General features: G+C 66.5%; 16 protein-coding genes. All 16 read right to left on the reverse strand.

Translation table 11 applies throughout. The features are described from left to right. The 16 genes from ftsA to BSL82_RS08245 all read right to left on the reverse strand — a co-directional run bounded on the left by ftsA (window position 1) and on the right by BSL82_RS08245 (window position 17,920). On the reverse strand, window positions 1-1,260 hold the full coding sequence (gene ftsA, locus BSL82_RS08170) for a cell division protein FtsA (RefSeq protein ID WP_072596837.1): 1,260 nt from the start codon (window positions 1,258-1,260) through the stop codon (window positions 1-3). A gap of 65 nt (window positions 1,261-1,325) precedes the next feature. Further along, window positions 1,326-2,222: a cell division protein FtsQ/DivIB gene (locus tag BSL82_RS08175; protein WP_072596838.1), complete on the reverse strand. Its 897-nt coding sequence runs from the start codon at window positions 2,220-2,222 to the stop codon at window positions 1,326-1,328. Then, the gene (locus BSL82_RS08180; protein WP_072596839.1) at window positions 2,219-3,169 is read right to left on the reverse strand and encodes a D-alanine--D-alanine ligase; all 951 of its coding nucleotides are present in this window, start codon (window positions 3,167-3,169) and stop codon (window positions 2,219-2,221) included. The genes BSL82_RS08175 and BSL82_RS08180 overlap by 4 nt, the downstream gene beginning before the upstream one ends. Beyond that, a complete protein-coding gene (gene murB / locus BSL82_RS08185; protein ID WP_158010746.1) occupies window positions 3,136-4,056 on the reverse strand; it encodes a UDP-N-acetylmuramate dehydrogenase in 921 nt (306 codons plus the stop codon). Before murB ends, BSL82_RS08180 begins: the two co-directional genes overlap by 34 nt. Next, window positions 4,053-5,480: a UDP-N-acetylmuramate--L-alanine ligase gene (gene murC, locus BSL82_RS08190; RefSeq protein ID WP_072596840.1), complete on the reverse strand. Its 1,428-nt coding sequence runs from the start codon at window positions 5,478-5,480 to the stop codon at window positions 4,053-4,055. Before murC ends, murB begins: the two co-directional genes overlap by 4 nt. A 3-nt stretch (window positions 5,481-5,483) precedes the next feature. After that, the gene (murG, locus tag BSL82_RS08195) at window positions 5,484-6,626 is read right to left on the reverse strand and encodes an undecaprenyldiphospho-muramoylpentapeptide beta-N-acetylglucosaminyltransferase (protein WP_072596841.1); all 1,143 of its coding nucleotides are present in this window, start codon (window positions 6,624-6,626) and stop codon (window positions 5,484-5,486) included. Beyond that, window positions 6,623-7,813 carry an FtsW/RodA/SpoVE family cell cycle protein gene (locus BSL82_RS08200; RefSeq protein WP_072596842.1) on the reverse strand — a complete coding sequence of 397 codons (1,191 nt, stop codon included), beginning with the start codon at window positions 7,811-7,813 and terminating at the stop codon, window positions 6,623-6,625. The genes murG and BSL82_RS08200 overlap by 4 nt, the downstream gene beginning before the upstream one ends. Continuing rightward, a complete protein-coding gene (murD, locus tag BSL82_RS08205; RefSeq protein ID WP_072596843.1) occupies window positions 7,810-9,153 on the reverse strand; it encodes a UDP-N-acetylmuramoyl-L-alanine--D-glutamate ligase in 1,344 nt (447 codons plus the stop codon). Before murD ends, BSL82_RS08200 begins: the two co-directional genes overlap by 4 nt. Beyond that, window positions 9,150-10,223 (reverse strand): phospho-N-acetylmuramoyl-pentapeptide-transferase, encoded by a 1,074-nt coding sequence (gene mraY / locus BSL82_RS08210; RefSeq protein WP_072596844.1) that lies wholly within the window; start codon window positions 10,221-10,223, stop codon window positions 9,150-9,152. Before mraY ends, murD begins: the two co-directional genes overlap by 4 nt. 15 nt (window positions 10,224-10,238) lie before the next feature. Then, window positions 10,239-11,261 carry an IS1595 family transposase gene (locus BSL82_RS08215; RefSeq protein WP_048575010.1) on the reverse strand — a complete coding sequence of 341 codons (1,023 nt, stop codon included), beginning with the start codon at window positions 11,259-11,261 and terminating at the stop codon, window positions 10,239-10,241. Window positions 11,262-11,384: 123 nt separating this feature from the next. Beyond that, complete coding sequence (locus BSL82_RS08220; RefSeq protein WP_072596845.1) at window positions 11,385-12,770, reverse strand: UDP-N-acetylmuramoyl-tripeptide--D-alanyl-D-alanine ligase; 1,386 nt, start codon at window positions 12,768-12,770, stop codon at window positions 11,385-11,387. Then, on the reverse strand, window positions 12,767-14,182 hold the full coding sequence (locus BSL82_RS08225) for a UDP-N-acetylmuramoyl-L-alanyl-D-glutamate--2,6-diaminopimelate ligase (protein ID WP_072596846.1): 1,416 nt from the start codon (window positions 14,180-14,182) through the stop codon (window positions 12,767-12,769). Before BSL82_RS08225 ends, BSL82_RS08220 begins: the two co-directional genes overlap by 4 nt. A 3-nt stretch (window positions 14,183-14,185) precedes the next feature. Next, window positions 14,186-15,889 (reverse strand): peptidoglycan D,D-transpeptidase FtsI family protein, encoded by a 1,704-nt coding sequence (locus BSL82_RS08230; protein WP_072596847.1) that lies wholly within the window; start codon window positions 15,887-15,889, stop codon window positions 14,186-14,188. After that, entirely contained in the window at window positions 15,886-16,494 is a 609-nt protein-coding gene (locus BSL82_RS08235) for a hypothetical protein (RefSeq protein ID WP_158010747.1), read from the reverse strand. The genes BSL82_RS08230 and BSL82_RS08235 overlap by 4 nt, the downstream gene beginning before the upstream one ends. After that, on the reverse strand, window positions 16,494-17,450 hold the full coding sequence (rsmH, locus tag BSL82_RS08240; RefSeq protein WP_072596849.1) for a 16S rRNA (cytosine(1402)-N(4))-methyltransferase RsmH: 957 nt from the start codon (window positions 17,448-17,450) through the stop codon (window positions 16,494-16,496). The genes BSL82_RS08235 and rsmH overlap by 1 nt, the downstream gene beginning before the upstream one ends. Beyond that, window positions 17,447-17,920: a division/cell wall cluster transcriptional repressor MraZ gene (locus tag BSL82_RS08245; RefSeq protein WP_072596850.1), complete on the reverse strand. Its 474-nt coding sequence runs from the start codon at window positions 17,918-17,920 to the stop codon at window positions 17,447-17,449. The genes rsmH and BSL82_RS08245 overlap by 4 nt, the downstream gene beginning before the upstream one ends. Window positions 17,921-18,045: the final 125 nt, after the last annotated feature.

Consider the following 18,045-nt stretch of genomic DNA (forward strand, 5'->3'; position numbering starts at 1 on the left):
CTACGGATTGCTCCGAAAGACCTGGATCAACTTGCCCAACAGTGCATTTCCCAGCGACCGCGGGGCCGCATTTTCCTGCATTCCTATGCTGGTGATATCCACATTGTCCGATCCCGCGAACAGCGCGAGACCCGCCAATGTCGAAAAAGCCGCCGTCGACTGCGCTTCCGGCAGCCCCACCAGTCCGCGCGGACGCCCGACCCTGACCGAACGGCCAAGCACGCCCTGCGCAAAGTCGGCGATGCCCTTCAATTCCGCGCCGCCGCCGCACAACACTAGCTGCCTTCCACCCGGTCCCGTAAAGCCCATATCGTTGAGCCGCGCTCCAATGTCGCCGAGCAGAAGGTCAAGCCGTTGACGGATCACGGAAATCAGCTGGGACCGGGTGACTCGACCCGGCTCGGCCCCGTCGTCTTCCGACAGCGGCATGATCTCGATCATCTCATGATTGTCGCGCGGGCTGTTGGTCGCCGAGCCATAGAAGCATTTCAGCCGCTCGGCATGTTCGCGGCGGGTTGAAAAGGCAGCCGCGATGTCGTCGGTGATGTCGGCCGCGCCCATCGGGATGGATGAAAGCCCCACCAGCATTCCGCGCGCGAAGACCGCCACATTGGTGACGCCCGCGCCAAGCTCCACCAGCGCGACGCCAAGCTCCCGCTCTTCGGCCACAAGACAGGAAAGCCCGCTTGCGACAGGCGCGGCCACGATCTTGTCGACACCCATATGCGCCTGCCGGACAGACAGGTCGAGATTGCGGATCGGCGGCGTGTCGGCGGTGATGACGTGAATGTCGACGCCAAGCCGGTTGGCGTGAAAGCCAAGCGGGTTCATAACCCCCTGAAGCCCGTCCAGCGTATAGAGCGCCGGTTGGGCATGGAGCACGGTGCGATTGCCCGGATCGAGGCTGCGCTTGCCTTCCGACAGCACCAGGTCGATGTCGGCCTGCTCGATGCGATGCCCGGCGATATCGACATCGACCGACGCAATGTCGCTGTCGAGCCCGCCCGCCGAAAAGCTAACGAACGCGCTGTCGGCGTTGACCTGAGCGTTGCGTTCCGCCTGGTCTACCGCCTGACGAATGGCGAGTTCGGTCTTTTCCATATCGGCGACATAGCCGCGCTTCACGCCCTGGCAGGCGCGCTGGCCGGTGCCAAGCACGCGCGTCTCGCCTTCGGGCGAGATCAGCGCGATCAGCGCGCAGACCTTCGACGAACCGACGTCAAGCGCCGCGATCACCCTTTCGCTGCCCGGCCTCACCATCCCGTTTCAAATCCCCCCAACCAACCCAACCGCTGAATCACAAATCGCCGCCCCGCGCCAGCATGTCAGATCGGCACCGCATTTTCGGCCGAGATCACGGGCGTCGCCTGCCGCCCCGGCTCGTCGGTGACGCGGATCACCATCTTGTCGGGCAGGCGCATGTCGAACCGGACGAAACCGCGCTTGAGCAGGCCCTGCGCGCCATCCAGCTTTGCAAACAGCTTCAACGCGCGAATCGCGGCCGCATCGCCTTCGGGCAGGGCCAGCGTCTCGCCCGAGCGGAAGCGAATGTCCCAGCGCCGGCCGCCGATCCAGACTGCGTCGGTCATTTCGGCCTTGAGCGCGGGTGCTGCATCCAGCAGCGTCAGCAGCGCCTTGGCCTGGAGATTGGCGTCCGGCCCGACGATCAGCGGCAGGTCCGGCCAGTTCCGTGCGTCGACGGGCTGAAGCGCGACTCCATTGGCATCGACCAGATGCACAACGCCCTGATTCTGCCACAGGGCCATCGGCTCGCGCTCCACCACCCGGATCGCAAGCGTATCGGGCAGGCGGCGGGAAACGCTGACATCGGCAACCCATGGCTGCGCCAGCAGGCGTTCGCGGATCTGCTGGAGATCGACCAGCGGCATCGCGTTGGACGGCTGATCGAGCGCGGCCGCATAGACGGGCAGCCGGGCCATGCGCTGAACGCCGCTGACATCGACATGGCGCACGGCAAAGCCCGCCCGCCCGATCGCTTCGCCCGTTTCCCATGCGATCTGCTGCGGCAGGCCCATCAACCAGACCGTGACGACCGATCCGACCGCGATCAATCCGCCGATGCCCCATTGGGTCGCGCGCCGGACGAGATCGGGTGGAAAGGGCGAGGTCGCTCCGTTCCGCCGCGTCTGAGGCGGAGTCCGGCGTTTGAGCGAAGCCGGTTTGGGGCGCGATCCGCGCCTGAGCGCGATTGGCTCGCTCATAAGGCCGCCTCCAATATCCTGCCGACCAGATCCTCATAGCTGATGCCGCAATGCCTTGCCTGTTCGGGAACAAGGCTGAGCGGAGTCATGCCCGGCTGGGTGTTGACCTCAAGGAAATAAAGGCCTTCCACGCCCTTGCTGTCGTCCCAGCGAAAATCGGAGCGCGAGCAGCCCTTGCAGCCCAGCGCCTGGTGCGCGGCCAAGGCCATGTCCATCGCCGCCTGCGCCACGTCCGCCGGGACTTCCGCCGGGCAGACATGGGTGGTGAGGCCATCGGTATACTTCGCGTCATAATCATAAAAGCCGCGCATCGGCTTCAGTTCGGTGACGGCGAGCGGCTGGTCGCCGAGCACCGCCACGGTCAGTTCGCGGCCGGGGATGAAAGGCTCCGCAAGCAGGCGGCCGAAATGCTTCCAAGGCCCTTCGGCGTCGCGGCTGATCGGCGAGCCGTAATTGCTCTCCTCCGTCACGATCGCGACACCGACCGACGACCCTTCGTTGACCGGCTTCAGCACATAGGGACGCGGCAGCGGATCGCGCGCATATATGCTTTCCGACGACACGATCATGCCGCCCGGCACGCGCACGCCGGTGCCTGCGAGCAGCGTCTTGGTAATCTGCTTGTCGATGGCGAGAACCGAGGTCGCAAGGCCGCTGTGGGTGTATTTCAGGCCCATCAGGTCCAGCATACCCTGCACCGTGCCATCCTCTCCGGGGGTGCCGTGCAGCGCGTTGAACACGACGTCGGGCTTCGTTTCGGCAAGCCGCTGGGCCACGTCGCGGCCCATGTCGATGCGCGTGACCCTGTGCCCCAGCTTTTCCAGCGCATCGGCAATGCCCGCGCCGGAGACGAGCGAAACCTCCCGCTCCGACGACCATCCGCCCATCAGAACAGCAACATGAAGGGGGCTGGTCACTTTCTCACTCCCACGCGCGCGATTTCCCATTGCAGGTCGACACCGGATTGCGCCTTGACGCGGGCGCGCACCTCATCGCCCAGATCCTCGATGTCGGCCGAGGTGGCGTCGCCGAGGTTCAGCAGGAAATTGCAGTGCTTTTCGGAAACCTGCGCCCCGCCCTTCCGCAAGCCCCGGCAACCGGCCGCGTCGACAAGTTGCCATGCCTTGTGCCCATCGGGATTCTTGAAGGTGGAGCCGCCCGTGCGCGAACGCAAAGGCTGGCTTGCCTCGCGCTCGGCCGCGATGCGATCCATCTCCGCGCCGATGACGACCGGGTCGCCGGGCGCACCCTCGAACAGCGCCTCCACCACCACCGCACCATCGGGCAACTCCGAATGGCGGTAGCTGTAGCGCAGCCGGTCGAGCGGCCAGACCTCGATCACGCCTTCACGCGTCACCAGCGTGCATTCGACCAGAATATCCTTGGCCTCGCGCCCATAGGCCCCGGCGTTCATCTTCACCGCGCCGCCGACCGTGCCGGGGATTCCGCGCAGGAACTCCAGCCCGGCAATGCCCGCGTCCCGCGCCGCCGAAGCGACGGTGATGCCCATGGCGGCGCCACCGGCGCGGATGCGGTTGCCCGGCTCCACCGCCACTTTGGCGAAGGCCTTCGGAAGCCGGATCACCACCCCCGGCACCCCGCCGTCGCGCACGATCAGGTTGGACCCCACGCCGACGGGAAGCACCGGCATTTGCGGGGGAAGTGCGGCAAGGAACTGCGCGAGATCGGCCATGTCCCTGGGCCTCACCAGCCATTCGGCAGCGCCGCCCGTCCGGAACCAGATGAAATCGGCAAGCGAGCCGCCCGCCTCCGCCGTTCCGGCAAGGGGCGGCAGCGGTAGATCGCCCGAGCGCAGGGAGGCGATGCGCGTCATTCAGCCGCCTTCCGCCGGATGTTGACCGCATCGGCAAGGCCCGCAGCCCATTTGGTGATGTCACCCGCGCCGAGGCAGATCACCGTGTCGCCCTGTTGCAGCGTGTCGGCAAGCTGGGCGGCGAGGTCGTCCGGCCCCGATGTTTCCATCGCGGCGCGATGCCCGCGCTGCTTCAGGCCCGTCACCAGCGCGGCGGCGTCGATGCCTTCGATGGGCGCTTCTCCCGCAGGATAGACGGGCGTCACATAGACCGTGTCCGCATCGTTGAAGGCGGAGCGGAAGTCCTCCATCAGGTCGCGCAGCCGGGTGAAGCGGTGCGGCTGGACGACAGCGACGACGCGGCCCGTGGCCCCTTCCCGCGCGGCGGCCAGCACGGCGCGGATTTCCACCGGATGATGGGCGTAATCGTCGATCACGGCGGCAACCCCGCCCTCGCAGGCAATCTCACCCACCTTGGTGAAGCGCCGCTTCACCCCGCCGAAACGGGCAAATCCGTCGCGGATCGAACCATCGTCTATGCCAAGCTCGATCGCGACGGCGACGGCCGCAAGCGCGTTCTGCACATTGTGGCGGCCGGGCATCGGCAGCATCAGGCCGGTGATCGTGCGGCTTGCGCCCGAACGATCGCGCACCGCCACGTCGAAGCGGTTGCCGCCCGGCACCGGCGTGACATTGTCGCCGCGCACATCGGCCTGGGCGGAAAAGCCATAGGTGACGACGCGCCGGTCGCGGATGCGCGGGATGATCGCCTGCACCTCCGCATGGTCGAGGCAGAGCACGGCCGCGCCGTAAAAGGGCACATTCTCGACAAACTCGACAAAGGCGTTCTTCACCCTGTCGAAATCGCCATAGTGATCGAGGTGTTCGGGGTCTATGTTGGTGACGACGGCGACCGTGCCGTCCAGCCGGAGGAAGGAGCCGTCGCTCTCGTCGGCCTCCACCACCATCCATTCGCCCTCGCCCAGCCGGGCGTTGGAGCCATAGCTGTTGATGATGCCGCCGTTGATGACGGTGGGGTCCAGATGGCCCGCATCCAGCAGCGCCGCGACCATCGACGTGGTCGTCGTCTTGCCGTGCGTGCCCGCGATGGCGACGGTGGATTTCAGCCGCATCAGTTCGGCCAGCATCTCCGCACGCCGGACGACCGGAATGCGCCGCTCAAGCGCCGCCTCCACCTCGGGATTGCCGCGCCGGATCGCAGTCGACGTGACGACCACCGCCGCATCGCCGAGATTCCCCGCGTCATGGCCGATCATCACCTTGATGCCGCGCTTCCTGAGCCCCGCCACCACATAGCTGTCGGCGACGTCGGACCCCTGCACCGTATAGCCGAGGTTGTGCATCACCTCGGCGATCCCGGACATGCCGATGCCGCCGATGCCGATGAAATGGATGGTCCCGATATCGCGGCTGACGCCTTTCATCGCTCAAGCATCCTCGAAGGCGCGGGTTTCGACGTTCCAGCCGATGCGCGAATAGCCAAGCTCTTCCACCAGATCGGCAAGCCGGTTCGCCGCATCGGGCCAGCCGACCGATCGCGCCCGTCCGGCGGCGTTGGCCAGCGCCTGCGGCTCCAGCCCCAGCTTCTGCATCTGCTTGGCGAGTTCCACCGGGGTGAAACGATCCTGCGGGATCATCCGCGCGCCGCCCGCCTCCACGATATCGCGCGCGTTGAAGGTCTGGTGATCGTCGGTGGCGGCGGCAAAGGGAATGAGGATGGCGGGGCGACCGGCGGTGGTCAGCTCCGCCACGGTCGATGCGCCCGAACGCGCGATCACCAGATGCGTCCATGCAAGCCTTTGCGGCAGGTCTTCCAGATAGGTGGCGCATTCGGCGGGAATGCCAAGCCGGGCATAGGTTTCGCGCACCCGCTCGATGTCTTCGGGGCGGCACTGCTGCGTCACCTGCAGCCGCGAGCGGAAATTGGGGGGCAGCATCCCGAGCCCGTCCGGCACGATGTCCGACAGAACCGTCGCCCCCTGGCTGCCGCCGACGACCAGAACCCGGAACAGGCCTTCGTCGCTCAGCGCCGGATAGGGCTGCTCCCGAAGCGCCCTGATCTCTTCCCGCACCGGATTGCCGACCATGACGGTCTTTTCAAGCGTGGCCGAGGGCAGCCACTTCACATCGGCATAGGCGGTGGCGATCATGTCCACCTTGCGCGCCAGCAGCCGGTTGACCCGGCCCAGCACGGAGTTCTGCTCGTGGATGACCGTCGCGATGCCCATCTTCCGCGCCGCCAGCATCGCAGGCAGCACCGGATAGCCGCCGAAGCCGACGACGACCGACGGATGGAAGCTTTCGTAAAGCCTTGAGGCGGCGGCCCGCCCCTCGCGGATCGTCTTCCAGGCCCTGAGCCAGCCAAGCGGCCCGCCGGACAGCGTGCTGGACGGGATGACATGGCGTGGCACGCCGTCGAACAGCCCCGGCAGCTTCAGCCCCCGCTCGTCGGTGACAAGCGCGACATGATGCCCCCGCGCGCGCAGAACCTGGCCCAGCACATCGGCGGGCACCATATGGCCGCCGGTGCCGCCGGCCGCCAGCACGATATGAAGCGAGATCGAGTTCATTCCTTCCACCCGCCGACATAGGGGGACCGCTTCAGATACGCATTGCGGCGCGTGAAGGCCAGCAGAAGCCCCATTCCGATGCACAATGCGATCATCGACGAGCCGCCGTGGCTGATAAAGGGCAAGGTCATTCCCTTTGACGGCAGCAGGTTGAGGTTCACCCCCATGTTGATCACGGCCTGAAGCCCGAACTGCGTCACCAGCCCGGCCGAGGCATAGAGCAGGAACGGGTCTTCCTCGTCCAGCAGCCGGATCGTCACCCGCACGACGATGGCGATGAACAGCGACGCGAGCGCAAGGCAGGCGATCGCGCCGAACTCCTCACCGATGACGGCGAAGATATAGTCGGTGTGCGGCTCGGGCAGCTTCAGCTTCATCGCACCTTCGCCGGGGCCCGCGCCGAACAGACCGCCGGCCCGCAATGCATCCAGCGCGCGGTCGATCTGATAGGTGTCGCCGCCGCCGGTCAGAAAGCGGTCGATGCGCGAGGTGACGTGCGGGATGAGCAGATAGCAGGCGCTGAGGCCGACGATGCCCGCGGCGACCAGTCCAGCGATGGCCTGGACGGTCAGGCCCGCAAGCACCGCCTGAACCATCCACACCGCGCCGAACAGGGCGGTCTGGCCGATGTCGGGCTGCTGGACGAGCAGGACGACGACGATGGCGAGCAGAACGGCGGATATTCGCTTGGCGGGGACGGTGCGGTCTTCATGCCCCAGCGCCAGCAGCCAGGCGGTCGTGACGATGAACAGCGGCTTCAGGAACTCCGACGGCTGGATCAGAAAGCCGCCGACGCCGATCCAGCGATGCGCGCCATTCGCCTCCTTGCCGATGAACGGCACAAGGGCGAGCAGCAGCATGAACAGCAGCGTTCCGGCAAGCGCCAGCCGGAGCGCCCATTTTCGGCTGAGCATCGAAACGCCCAACATCACCGGCAGGCCGAGCATCACCCACATCAGCTGGCGCTTGAAATAGTGCAGGTCGCCCAGCTGGTGCGCGCCGCCCGAATATCGATAGGCGGCGGCGGGCGAGGCAGCCGCCACGGCGATGAGGCCGATACACATCAGAACGAAGATCATCAGCAGCAGCACGCGGTCGATCGTCCAGAACCAGCGGCCGAGCGGCGTCCGGTCGGACCGCCCCAGGCGGGCCACCGGATTGGCCTTGACGGTTGCCGGGCCAATCACTGCGTCACCCTTTCCACCGCCGCCGCAAAGGCGCGGCCGCGCGCCTCGAAATCGCTGAACTGATCGTAGGACGCACAGGCAGGCGAAAGCAGCACCACCTCGCCCGGCCTTGCGGCGGCGGCGGCGGCGGCAACGGCCTTGTCGATGTCGCCCGCCTCGATCACCTTGCCAACCTTGCCCTTCAGCAACCGCGCGAACATCGGCCCGGCCTCGCCGATGGTATAGGCCGCCTTGATGTGGTCCAGCCACGGCTCGCACGCATCCAGATCATCCGACTTCGCACGGCCGCCCAATATCCAGTGGATCGCCGGATAAGCGCCCAACGCCGGAGCGGCGGAGGTGGGATTGGTCGCCTTGCTGTCGTTGACGAAGAGGACGCCGCCCTTTTCCTTCACCCGCTCCATTCGGTGCGGCAGGCCGCGATAGCTCCTGAGCGCCGATGCGATCGCGGCATCGGGAAGGCCAAGCGCGCGGCAGGCGGCGACCGCGGCTGCTGCATTCTGGGCGTTGTGCGGCCCCTGGAGGTTGGGCCAGTCCGCCTGACTCCCGAGGATACGGCCATCGACATGGAGCCTGCCGTCGATCACCTGCACGCCGTAGCGCGTGCGGCGGGTGGCCGACACCTCGGTCAACTGGGCGCGGACGTTGCGGGCGATCCTGCGGGTCTCCTCATCGTCGGTCGCGATCACCGCCCGTCCGCTCGGGGCCTGCATCGCAAACAGCCGCGCCTTGGATTCGGCATAGGCCTCAAAGCTCTGATAGCGGTCCAGATGATCGGGCGTGATGTTGGTCAGCACCGCGATGTCGCAGGCAAGGCTCTGCGTCAGATCAAGCTGGAAGGAGGACAGTTCCAACACATAGACGCCGCCCTTGGGCAGCGGCTCCTGATCCAGGATCGGCAGGCCGATGTTGCCGCCCAGCAGCGAGGACACGCCGGTCTGCGTCAGTATGTGGTGGACAAGCGCCGTGGTGGTCGACTTGCCGTTCGTGCCGGTGATGCCGACCACCCGGTGCTGCGGCAGCGACCGGCGGGCGCGGGCGAACAGTTCGATGTCGCCGATGACGGGAACGCCGGCGCTTCTGGCGGCGGCCGCCAGCGGATGGGTGTTGAGCGGCACGCCCGGCGACACGACCAGCGCATCGAGGCGGAGCGACTTCAGATCGGCAGCGCCGAGATCGACGAGTTCCGCCCCCCCGGCAGCCTGTCGGGCAGCCTCGTTGTCGTCCCACGCGATAACGTCGGCGCCGCTGGCGACAAGCGCGCGCACCGCGGCCAGCCCGGATCGCGCCAGCCCGAACACGGCATAGCGTTTGCCGCGAAAGGCGGCGGAGACGATCATCTGAGCTTCAGCGTTGAAAGGCCCGCCAGCGCCAGCACGAGGCTGATGATCCAGAAGCGGATGACCACGGTCGGTTCCGACCATCCGAGATGCTCGAAATGATGGTGAATGGGAGCCATTCTGAACACGCGCTTGCCGGTGGCCTTGTAGCTTGCGACCTGCACGATCACCGACACCGCTTCCAGCACGAACAGGCCGCCGACGATCGCCAGAACGATCTCATGGTTGGTGACGACCGCGATCGAGCCGAGCGCGCCGCCAAGCGCGAGGCTTCCGGTATCGCCCATGAACACGGCCGCAGGCGGCGCATTATACCACAAAAAGGCAAGGCCCGCGCCGATGATGGCGGCGCAGAACACCGCCAGATCGCCCGCACCCAGCACATGATGGACGCCCAGATAATCGGCGAACAACGCATTGCCGACCAGATAGGCGATCACCGCGAAGGTGAGGGCGGCGATGATGACCGGCATGGTGGCAAGGCCGTCCAGCCCGTCGGTCAGGTTCACGGCGTTGCCGGATCCGACGATTACGGTCGCCGCGAACAGGATGTAGAACAGCCCAAGCTCCAGCCCGGCGTCCTTCAGGAACGGCAGGTAAAGCATGGTGCCCGACATCTGGCTGATGGCGAACACCGCCATCATCGCGATTGCAAACTCCAGCAGCAGCCGGACTTTGCCCGACACGCCCTTGTGGCTGCGCTTGGTCACCTTGTCGTAATCGTCGAGAAAGCCGATCAGGCCGAAGCCCAGCGTCACGAACAGGCACGCCCAGGTGTAGCGGTTGCTGAAATCCATCCACAGCAATGTCGACAGCGTCATCGCGGCGAGGATCATCAGCCCGCCCATGGTGGGCGTGCCTTTTTTCGTGATGAGGTGCGAGGCGGGGCCGTCCTCGCGGATCGGCTGGCCCTTGCCCTGCTTCAGCCGCAGCCAGCCGATGAACTTGGGGCCGATCAACAGGCCGATGACAAGCGCCGTCAGCGCCGCCGCGCCCGCCCGGAAGGAGAGGTAGCGGATGAGGTTGAGAATCCCCGGAAAATCGAGCGCCTGCGCCAGTTCATAGAACATATCGTGCCTATCCGCTTAAGGCATACACCCACTAGATATGGTATGGTGGGTCCATTGGCCTGAGTAGAGTTCGGCAAAGGTCGGCGCCTCGATATCACTGGCGATCCCGAGGAGGGATCGGAAGGCGTTGAACGGGTAGAAGCGGCGATTGAAGCGGAAAGTGAACTCGTTGAGGTAGGCTTGCAGATGCTTGGTGCTGACGCCGTGGTGGATGCCGTTGAGCCACGCTTTGAGGTTTGAGAACACCAGATGGACGATGGGCAGGAACTCTTCGGACACCTCCGGGTCGCCACACTGGGCGATGGCGTGATGGTCGTAACCGCCGCCCTGCAACCCGCTATAGCCGCTCCAATCATCGGTGATGACCAGCGTTCCCGGCTCGACCGCGCTCTGTACAAAGCCACCAAGGGCACCGGCACTGCGGTCTGCACCGATGGCCAATCGAACCCTTCCGGCATAGCGTCCGTTCCGGCGGCGGTCCTGGCCAGTGCCAGGCTCCCGGTGACGAACTTCGACGGCGGCGACCACCAGCGTTTTGTGGTGGGTTCCCCGGCCTTCGCCGCGCGTTCGCCCGCCGATCCAGGTCTCATCGACCTCGACATGCTGACCGCTCTGCCCGCCGATCCGATCCTGATCGGGGCGCACCATCGCGGCGCGCAGTTTATGGAGCAGGCCAAAGGCCGTCTCGTACCGGGTCAGGCCAAGCTGGCGCTGCAACTGGACGGCAGATATGCCGGTCGTCTGACTCGCAACCAGGTAAGCGGCCCAGAACCACACGCTGAGCGGGATGTGGCTTCGTTCCATGGCCGTGCCGACCATCAGGCCGGTCTGACGGCGACACGAGCGGCACATCAGGATGACAGGCCGAGTGGTGAAACGAAACGGATCGCCGACGACGCCACAGCGTGGGCACGCAAATCCATCAGGCCAGCGAGCTTTTTCAAGCCAGGACGCGCAAGCGCCATCATCCGGGAAAAGCCGCTGGAACTCGGGGAGGGATTTCGGGAACGGCAGCTTGTCGCGGTCAAGAACGTCCACAATCCCCACCCTTTACAACCGCTTTGGGTGGCACCAAGCCGCAGGAAAAGTCAGGCGCGCGCCACAAGGCAGCCACTAGATGTAGTGGGTGTATGCGTCAAGCGGATAGGCACGGAACATTTCTTATGACTCGACCCCATCGTCTGAAAGCGACGCCACCAGCCGCCCCAGCCCCACTGAATTGGACCCTTTGACGAGAACCACGTCGCCCGCCCCGATCAGGTCGCGCAGCGCCTGCTCGGCGGCGGCCGCGTCGGCGAGATGCCGGACGTCGATACCGCTTCCAAGCGCGCTTGCCAGCGCCGCCATTTCCGGCCCGACGACTAGTGCATGGGCAGCGCCCGATGCAAGCACCGCGTCGGCAAGACCTGCATGATATTCGTCGCTGCCGGGGCCAAGCTCGCGCATCGCGCCAAGCACGGCGATCTTGCGGCCCGTGGCCGGGGTTTCCCCCAGCACCCTGAGCGCCGCCGCCATGGAGGCGGGATTGGCATTATAGCTTTCGTCGATCAGCAGCGCAGCCTCCCCGCCGATCGATATGCGACGCCGCGCGCCACGGCCCGGCAACCCCTTCAGATCGGCAAGCGCGAGACCCGCCGCCGCCAGATCCCCGCCCAGCGCATCGACGGCGGCGATGACGGCAAGCGCGTTGTTCACCCAGTGCGCGCCCGCCATGCCGACGGAAAAGGTCAGCGTCCGGCCGCCCAGTTCGGCGGAGATCAGGCTGCCGCCTTCCCTCCCCGTGCCGACATGGCTCGCGCGGACGTCCGCGCCCTCGCCGCTGCCGAAGGTGACGATCTTTCCGGCATGCGGCCGCGCATGGCCGATCAGCCGGTCCCGGTGCGGGCTGTCGAACGGGATGATCGCCGTTCCGCCCGGCTCCAGCCCTTCGAAAATCTCGCCTTTTGCGTCGGCAATGGCCTCCTCCGAGGCAAAGAATTCGCGGTGGGCGGAAGCAATCCATGTGACGACCGCCACATGGGGACGCACAAGGCGGGTGAGAGCGGCAAGCTCCCCCGCATGGTTCATGCCCATTTCGAACACGCCGTAACAGCTGTCGGCGGGCATGCGGGCAAGGCTGAGCGGCACGCCGGTGTGGTTGTTGTAGCTTTTGACCGAGGCATGGACCCGGCCCGGCGCGCTGCGTTCCAGCGCCAGGCGCAGCGCTTCCTTGGTTCCGGTCTTGCCGACGCTGCCGGTGATCCCGGCGATACGGCCTGTGGCACGGGCGCGGGACGCAATCCCTAGTGCTTCCAGCCCCCGCATGGTGTCGGGAACCAGAACATGAGGGTGTTGGGCGGGCTGGCTGACCAGCGCGCCCGAAGCGCCCCGCGCAAACGCCTGCTCCACGAACAAATGACCGTCCGTGGACTCTCCCTTCAACGCAACAAACAGATGCCCGGGCTCTATCTCCCGGGAATCGAACGCAACGCCACTCGCACTGAAGGCCGCGCCCGCCATCCCCCCGGTGGCAGTCGCGATCTCGTCGGAGGTCCAGAGCGCGTTCATGCCGCGCACTCCCTCGCAACCGTCACATCGTCGAAGGGCAGCACCCGATCGCCGACTATCTGTCCCTGTTCATGTCCCTTGCCCGCGATCAGCACGACATCGCGCGCACCCGCCTCGGCGATGGCGGCGGCAATCGCCTCGCGCCGCCCGCCGATCTCCACCGCGTCCGGAACGCCCGCCAGAACATCGGCGCGGATCGCAGCGGCATCCTCGGTGCGGGGGTTGTCGTCGGTCACGATCACCCGGTCGGCGAAATCCGCCGCCACCCGGCCCATTTCCGGACGCTTGCCTTTGTCGCGGTCGCCGCCCGCCCCGAACACCAGGATCAGCCGCTCACTCGCATGCGGCCGGAGCGCTTCCAGCGCGGCCTTCAACCCGTCGGGCGTATGCGCGTAATCGACATAGACGGGCGCGCACGTCTTCGTCAGCGCCGCCCGCTCCAGCCGCCCGCGCACCGGCTGTACCCGCGCCAGATCGCCAAGCGTTTGCGCCACATCGCCTCCGGTCGCGATCACCAGCGCGGCCGCGACCAGCGCGTTCGCCGCCTGATAAGCGCCGATCAGCGGAAGATTGACGCTATGCGCCCTGCCGTCCGCCTCCACCTGAAGCGTCTGCCCGAGAAGCGCGGTCGTGCGGGAGGCGAGGCGCAGCGCCTCACCGGACTCGCCGACCGTCATGACCTTTAATCCACGGGCACGCGCCGCATCGATCACCTGCGAGGACACCGGATCGTCCGCCCAGATCACCGCCGTTCCGTCGCTGTCGACCACTTCGCTGAACAGCCGCAGCTTGGCGGCGAGATAGGCCTCCATCGTCTCGTGATAGTCAAGATGGTCGCGCGACAGATTGGTGAAGGCGGCCGCCAGCACCGGCAGCCCTTCGATCCGATATTGCGCCAGGCCATGGCTCGACGCTTCGAACGCGGCATGGCTTATGCCTTCGCGGCGGAGCCCCGCCATGTTCATCAGGAAAGTCGCGACGTCGGGCGTGGTGAGGCCGGTCGAAACCTGATCGTCGGCGGTCGTCACGCCCAGCGTGCCGATCGAGGCCGCCCTGTGCCCAGCCAGCCGCCACAGCTGTCGCGCCAGCTCGACGGTGGACGTCTTGCCGTTGGTGCCCGTGACGGCCGCCACCGTCGTTGGAAATGGCGCATAATAGCGCGCGGCCAGCCGTGCAAAGGCGCGGCGCGGTTCAGGATCGGCGACATGGGCCGCGCCTGTCACTCGCGCCTCCGGCCGGGCGACCACCGCGACAGCCCCCGCCCTTACGGCGTCGGGGATGAAATCCTCGCCATTGGCGCGCGTGCCCCGAAAGGCCCCGAAGATGTTGCCGGGCGCGATCTTGCGATGGTCGATCGCAAAGCCGGTGACCTCAGGCCCCGACTCTCCGCCGATCAGTTCGCCAAGCCGCACCTCTCAATCGCCCTTCTTCTCTTGCTGCACATATTGGGTGAGCGGATGCCAGTCGGCGTCCTTCCGCTCATTGGGGACCACGCCCAGTATCGGGCCGATCCGGCTCACCACCTTCGACACCACCGGGGCCGTGTTCCAGCCCGCCGTCGCGAAACCATAGGTATCCTTGGTTCCCTTCGGCTCGTCCAGCATGGCGACCACCACATAGCGCGGATTGTCCATCGGGAAAGCGCCCGCGAAGGTCGTCACCAGCGCATTGCGGGCATAGCCGCCAGCCCGTGCCTTTTCCGCGGTGCCCGTCTTGCCGCCCACGCGATAGCCCGGCGCATCCGCCTTCCTGCCGGTGCCGTCAAGCACCACCAGCCGCATGAGCGAGCGCATCTGCCTGCTGGTAGCTTCCGAAAACACCCGCCTGCCTTCCGGAACCCTTGCCGGGTCGCGCTTTTCCAGCGTCGCCGGGCGCCAGACGCCGCCGTTGACGATCGCCGCATAGGCGGTCGCAAGATGAAGCGGGGTGACCGCCATGCCGTGTCCGAAGCCGACGGTTAGCACCGCCGCCCTGCCCCAGGGATCGGGCGTCAGGGTGCGGCCGCGCTCCTTCAGTTCGATGTCGACCGGCGCCATGAACCCCAGCTTTCGCAGATAGGCGCGCTGCCGCTCCATGCCGATCTCGTCGGCGATCCGCGCGGTGCCGATGTTGCTGGAATGGATGAATATCTCGGGGATCGACAACCAGCGGTTCAGCGGATGGTCGTCGTTGATCCGGAACCGCCCGATCTTGAGCGGCGCGGTCGCGTCATAGCGCTGGCCCATTGAACGGATGACGCCCAGATCCATGCCCATGGCGAGCGTGATGGTCTTGAAGGTGGAACCAAGCTCATAGACGCCAAGCGTCGCGCGGTTGAACATCTCCTCCGGAGACGCCCCGGCGGGATCGTTCGGGTTGAAGCTGGGCAGCGACGTCATGGCGATGACTTCGCCTGTGTGCACGTCCAGCACGATGCCCGCCGCACCGATGGCGTTGAACTTGGCCATTGCCGCGCCAAGTTCTCCCTCGACCGCCTGCTGGACGCGGCTGTCGATCGACAGGACCAGCGGCGTGTCGCGCATGTCCTCGCGCACCAGCCGGTCGTCTTCGGCGCGTTCCATGCCCGCGCGTCCACGCCCGTCGATATCGGTGAAGCCGAGCACATGGGCGGCAAGCGACGTCTGCGGATAGAGCCGCTCGGTCTCGCGCTCCAGCGTGATCGCGGGCTCGCCCAAAGCGTTGATCGCATGCGCGGTCTCCGGCAGCACGCGACGTTTCAGAAATGCAAAGCTACGGTCACTTTTCAGGGTCTTGTAGATGACGTCCTCGTCCGTGCCGGGCAGCAGCTGCGCGAGTTCGCGCGCGCGCTGGCGGGGATCGCCAATCAACTGGCGCGGGCGAACGGAGACTGCATAGGCCTCGAACGTGCGGGCGAGATAGACGCCGTTCCTGTCGACGATGTCGGCGCGCGGCGGCACCAGCGCCGCGAATGGATCGGCCGGAGCGCTGCTGGAGCGGTTCTGCAGAACGGACAGGTCGAACAGCCGCAGCGCGATCACCGCAAGCACGCCCAGAAACAGCAGCAGGACAACCATCAGCCGCTGACGCGCGAGAGCCAGCGCCGCCTGGCGCTGGCCCGCTAGTCTGATCCGTGCTTCGCGCGCGGCGGCGGCGTTCACCGCACCCGCGCCTGGGTGAGGCCGCTCGCCTCAAGCGCCGCGACGTCGCGGATTTCGGTGAGTACCGAGGCGCTGAGCACCGACGCCGCGGCAGGGCGATCCGGCCTGGCGCGATAGGACGCTGTCCGCAGCAGCGGCTGGCCGCCGCTCTCGCCTTCACGCTCGGCCGTGAAGGTCACGACCGGCTGTCCGGGAGAAGCGGCCGGCTTTGCCACGCTGGCATAGGCGACGGTCCGCACCTGGGCGGTGCGAGGCGCCTGTTCGCCATCGGCGATCGCCGGCTGCAGGCGTGCATCGAGCGACGACCGGCCATCATTGGCGAAGGCCGCCAGCTCGACAGCGCCGTCCAGATACTGGCCTGCCTTCGGAGCCGACAGGGCCAGCACCTCGGCGTTCCACTTTTCGATCTGTGGCAGCCGCTCGCGCGTGCCGAGTTCGGACTGAAGCTGCCGGATGCTCATCATGCTGGACGCGATCCGCCGCTCCAGCCTTTCGACGGCAGACCGCTCGGCAGAAACCTTCAGCGAGATCATGTAGAATGCCAGCGCGAACGACGTCATCACCGCAATCATCACAACCGATCGCAAACGCGTTCCAACGATCATCACCTGGCCTCCCATGAATTCGCGGCGGTCCGCCGGGCAACCCGCAGCGTCGCCGATCGCGCGCGGGGATTTGTCTTGAGTTCGGCCTCGCCCGCCCGGACCGGCTTTGCGACGGCTTCAAAGCTCGGCTGCGGGCCGGAGCCGGTCAGCGGCATGTGACGCGACGCACCGGGAGCCTTGCCGCTGCGATCGCGCAGGAAGCGCTTCACCACCCGGTCTTCAAGGCTGTGAAAGCTGACGACGGCCAGCCGCCCGCCCGGCTTCAGCATCCGCTCGGCCGCGCGCAGCCCTTCGTCCAGTTCCTCAAGCTCGCGGTTCACATGAATGCGGATCGCCTGAAAGGTTCGGGTCGCCGGGTCCTTCGGCTCGCCGGGGCGGTGCCCCGTCGCCTTGCGGACGATATCGGCGAGCTGGCCGGTGCGCTCGATCGGGCGGGCGTGGACGATCGCCCTTGCGATGCGACGCGCCTTGGGCTCCTCGCCCAGCGCAAAGATGACGTCGGCGATCATCGATTCGTCGGCGGTGTTGAGGAAATCGGCAGCGCTTGGCCCCTCCCCCTCCATCCGCATGTCGAGCGGGCCGTCGGACTGGAAGCTGAAGCCGCGCTCCGCCCTGTCGAGCTGCATCGAGGAAACGCCGATGTCGAAGGTCACGGCGTCCACCTCTGCGACGCCGCGTGCGCCGAGCGCCGACACCATGTTGGAAAAGCGGTCGTGGATCAGCGTCAGCCGCCCGTCGGACCCATCTTCCAACGAGCGCCCTTCGGCAATGGCGTTGGGATCGCGATCAAAGGCCCAGACATGGCCCGCGCCGGCGGCAAGGGCCGCGCGCGTATAGCCGCCCGCGCCGAAGGTGCCGTCCACCAGAACGTCACCGGCGTTGAGGGCAAGCCCCCGCATCACCTCGGCAAGGAGAACCGGGACATGGGGCGCGGCGGCGGGGACGGCAGCGGTCATGCCTTGCCTCCCTTCGCTTCGATCTGCGCCCGGACGATGCGCGCCAGACGCGGATCGGAAGCGCCCTTCACCTCGAGCAGGACGTTGGGATTCCAGATTTCAAAGGTGTCGCCGGCGGCAATGAAGAAGGCCAGCCTGTCCAGCTCGCCCAGCTCCTTGATCATGGGCGAGAGGACGATCCGCCCATTGTCGTCATAGCCAAGCTGTTCGGTCGCGCCGAACTGCCTGCGCGCGGCGTCGTCGCGCTCGGGGCCGAAATCGTCGCCGAAGCGGCGGTCGAGCTTTTCGTAGAGTCTGGCCGAATAGGCCTGGTCATATCCGATGAGGCAGGGTTCGCGTTCGTGCGGGGCAAGCACGATGATGCGGGCATGGGACCGGGCCTCGATCACCTCACGATAGCCGGACGGGACCGAAACGCGGTTCTTCGCGTCGATCCCGTTCATCGCATAGCCGTGGAAGAATCCCTGCATTGTCCCGGCAAAGCCCCATCAGCAGGAACCAAGACCTCCCTGTTCACGGCCACGCGTCCGCAACCGTGTCAGCTATCCGACATAGGAAAGCCCGTCCCTGTGGATTGATGGATAACATGGGGATG

Source organism: Tardibacter chloracetimidivorans, from assembly GCF_001890385.1.
Taxonomy (GTDB): Bacteria; Pseudomonadota; Alphaproteobacteria; order Sphingomonadales; family Sphingomonadaceae; genus Tardibacter; species Tardibacter chloracetimidivorans.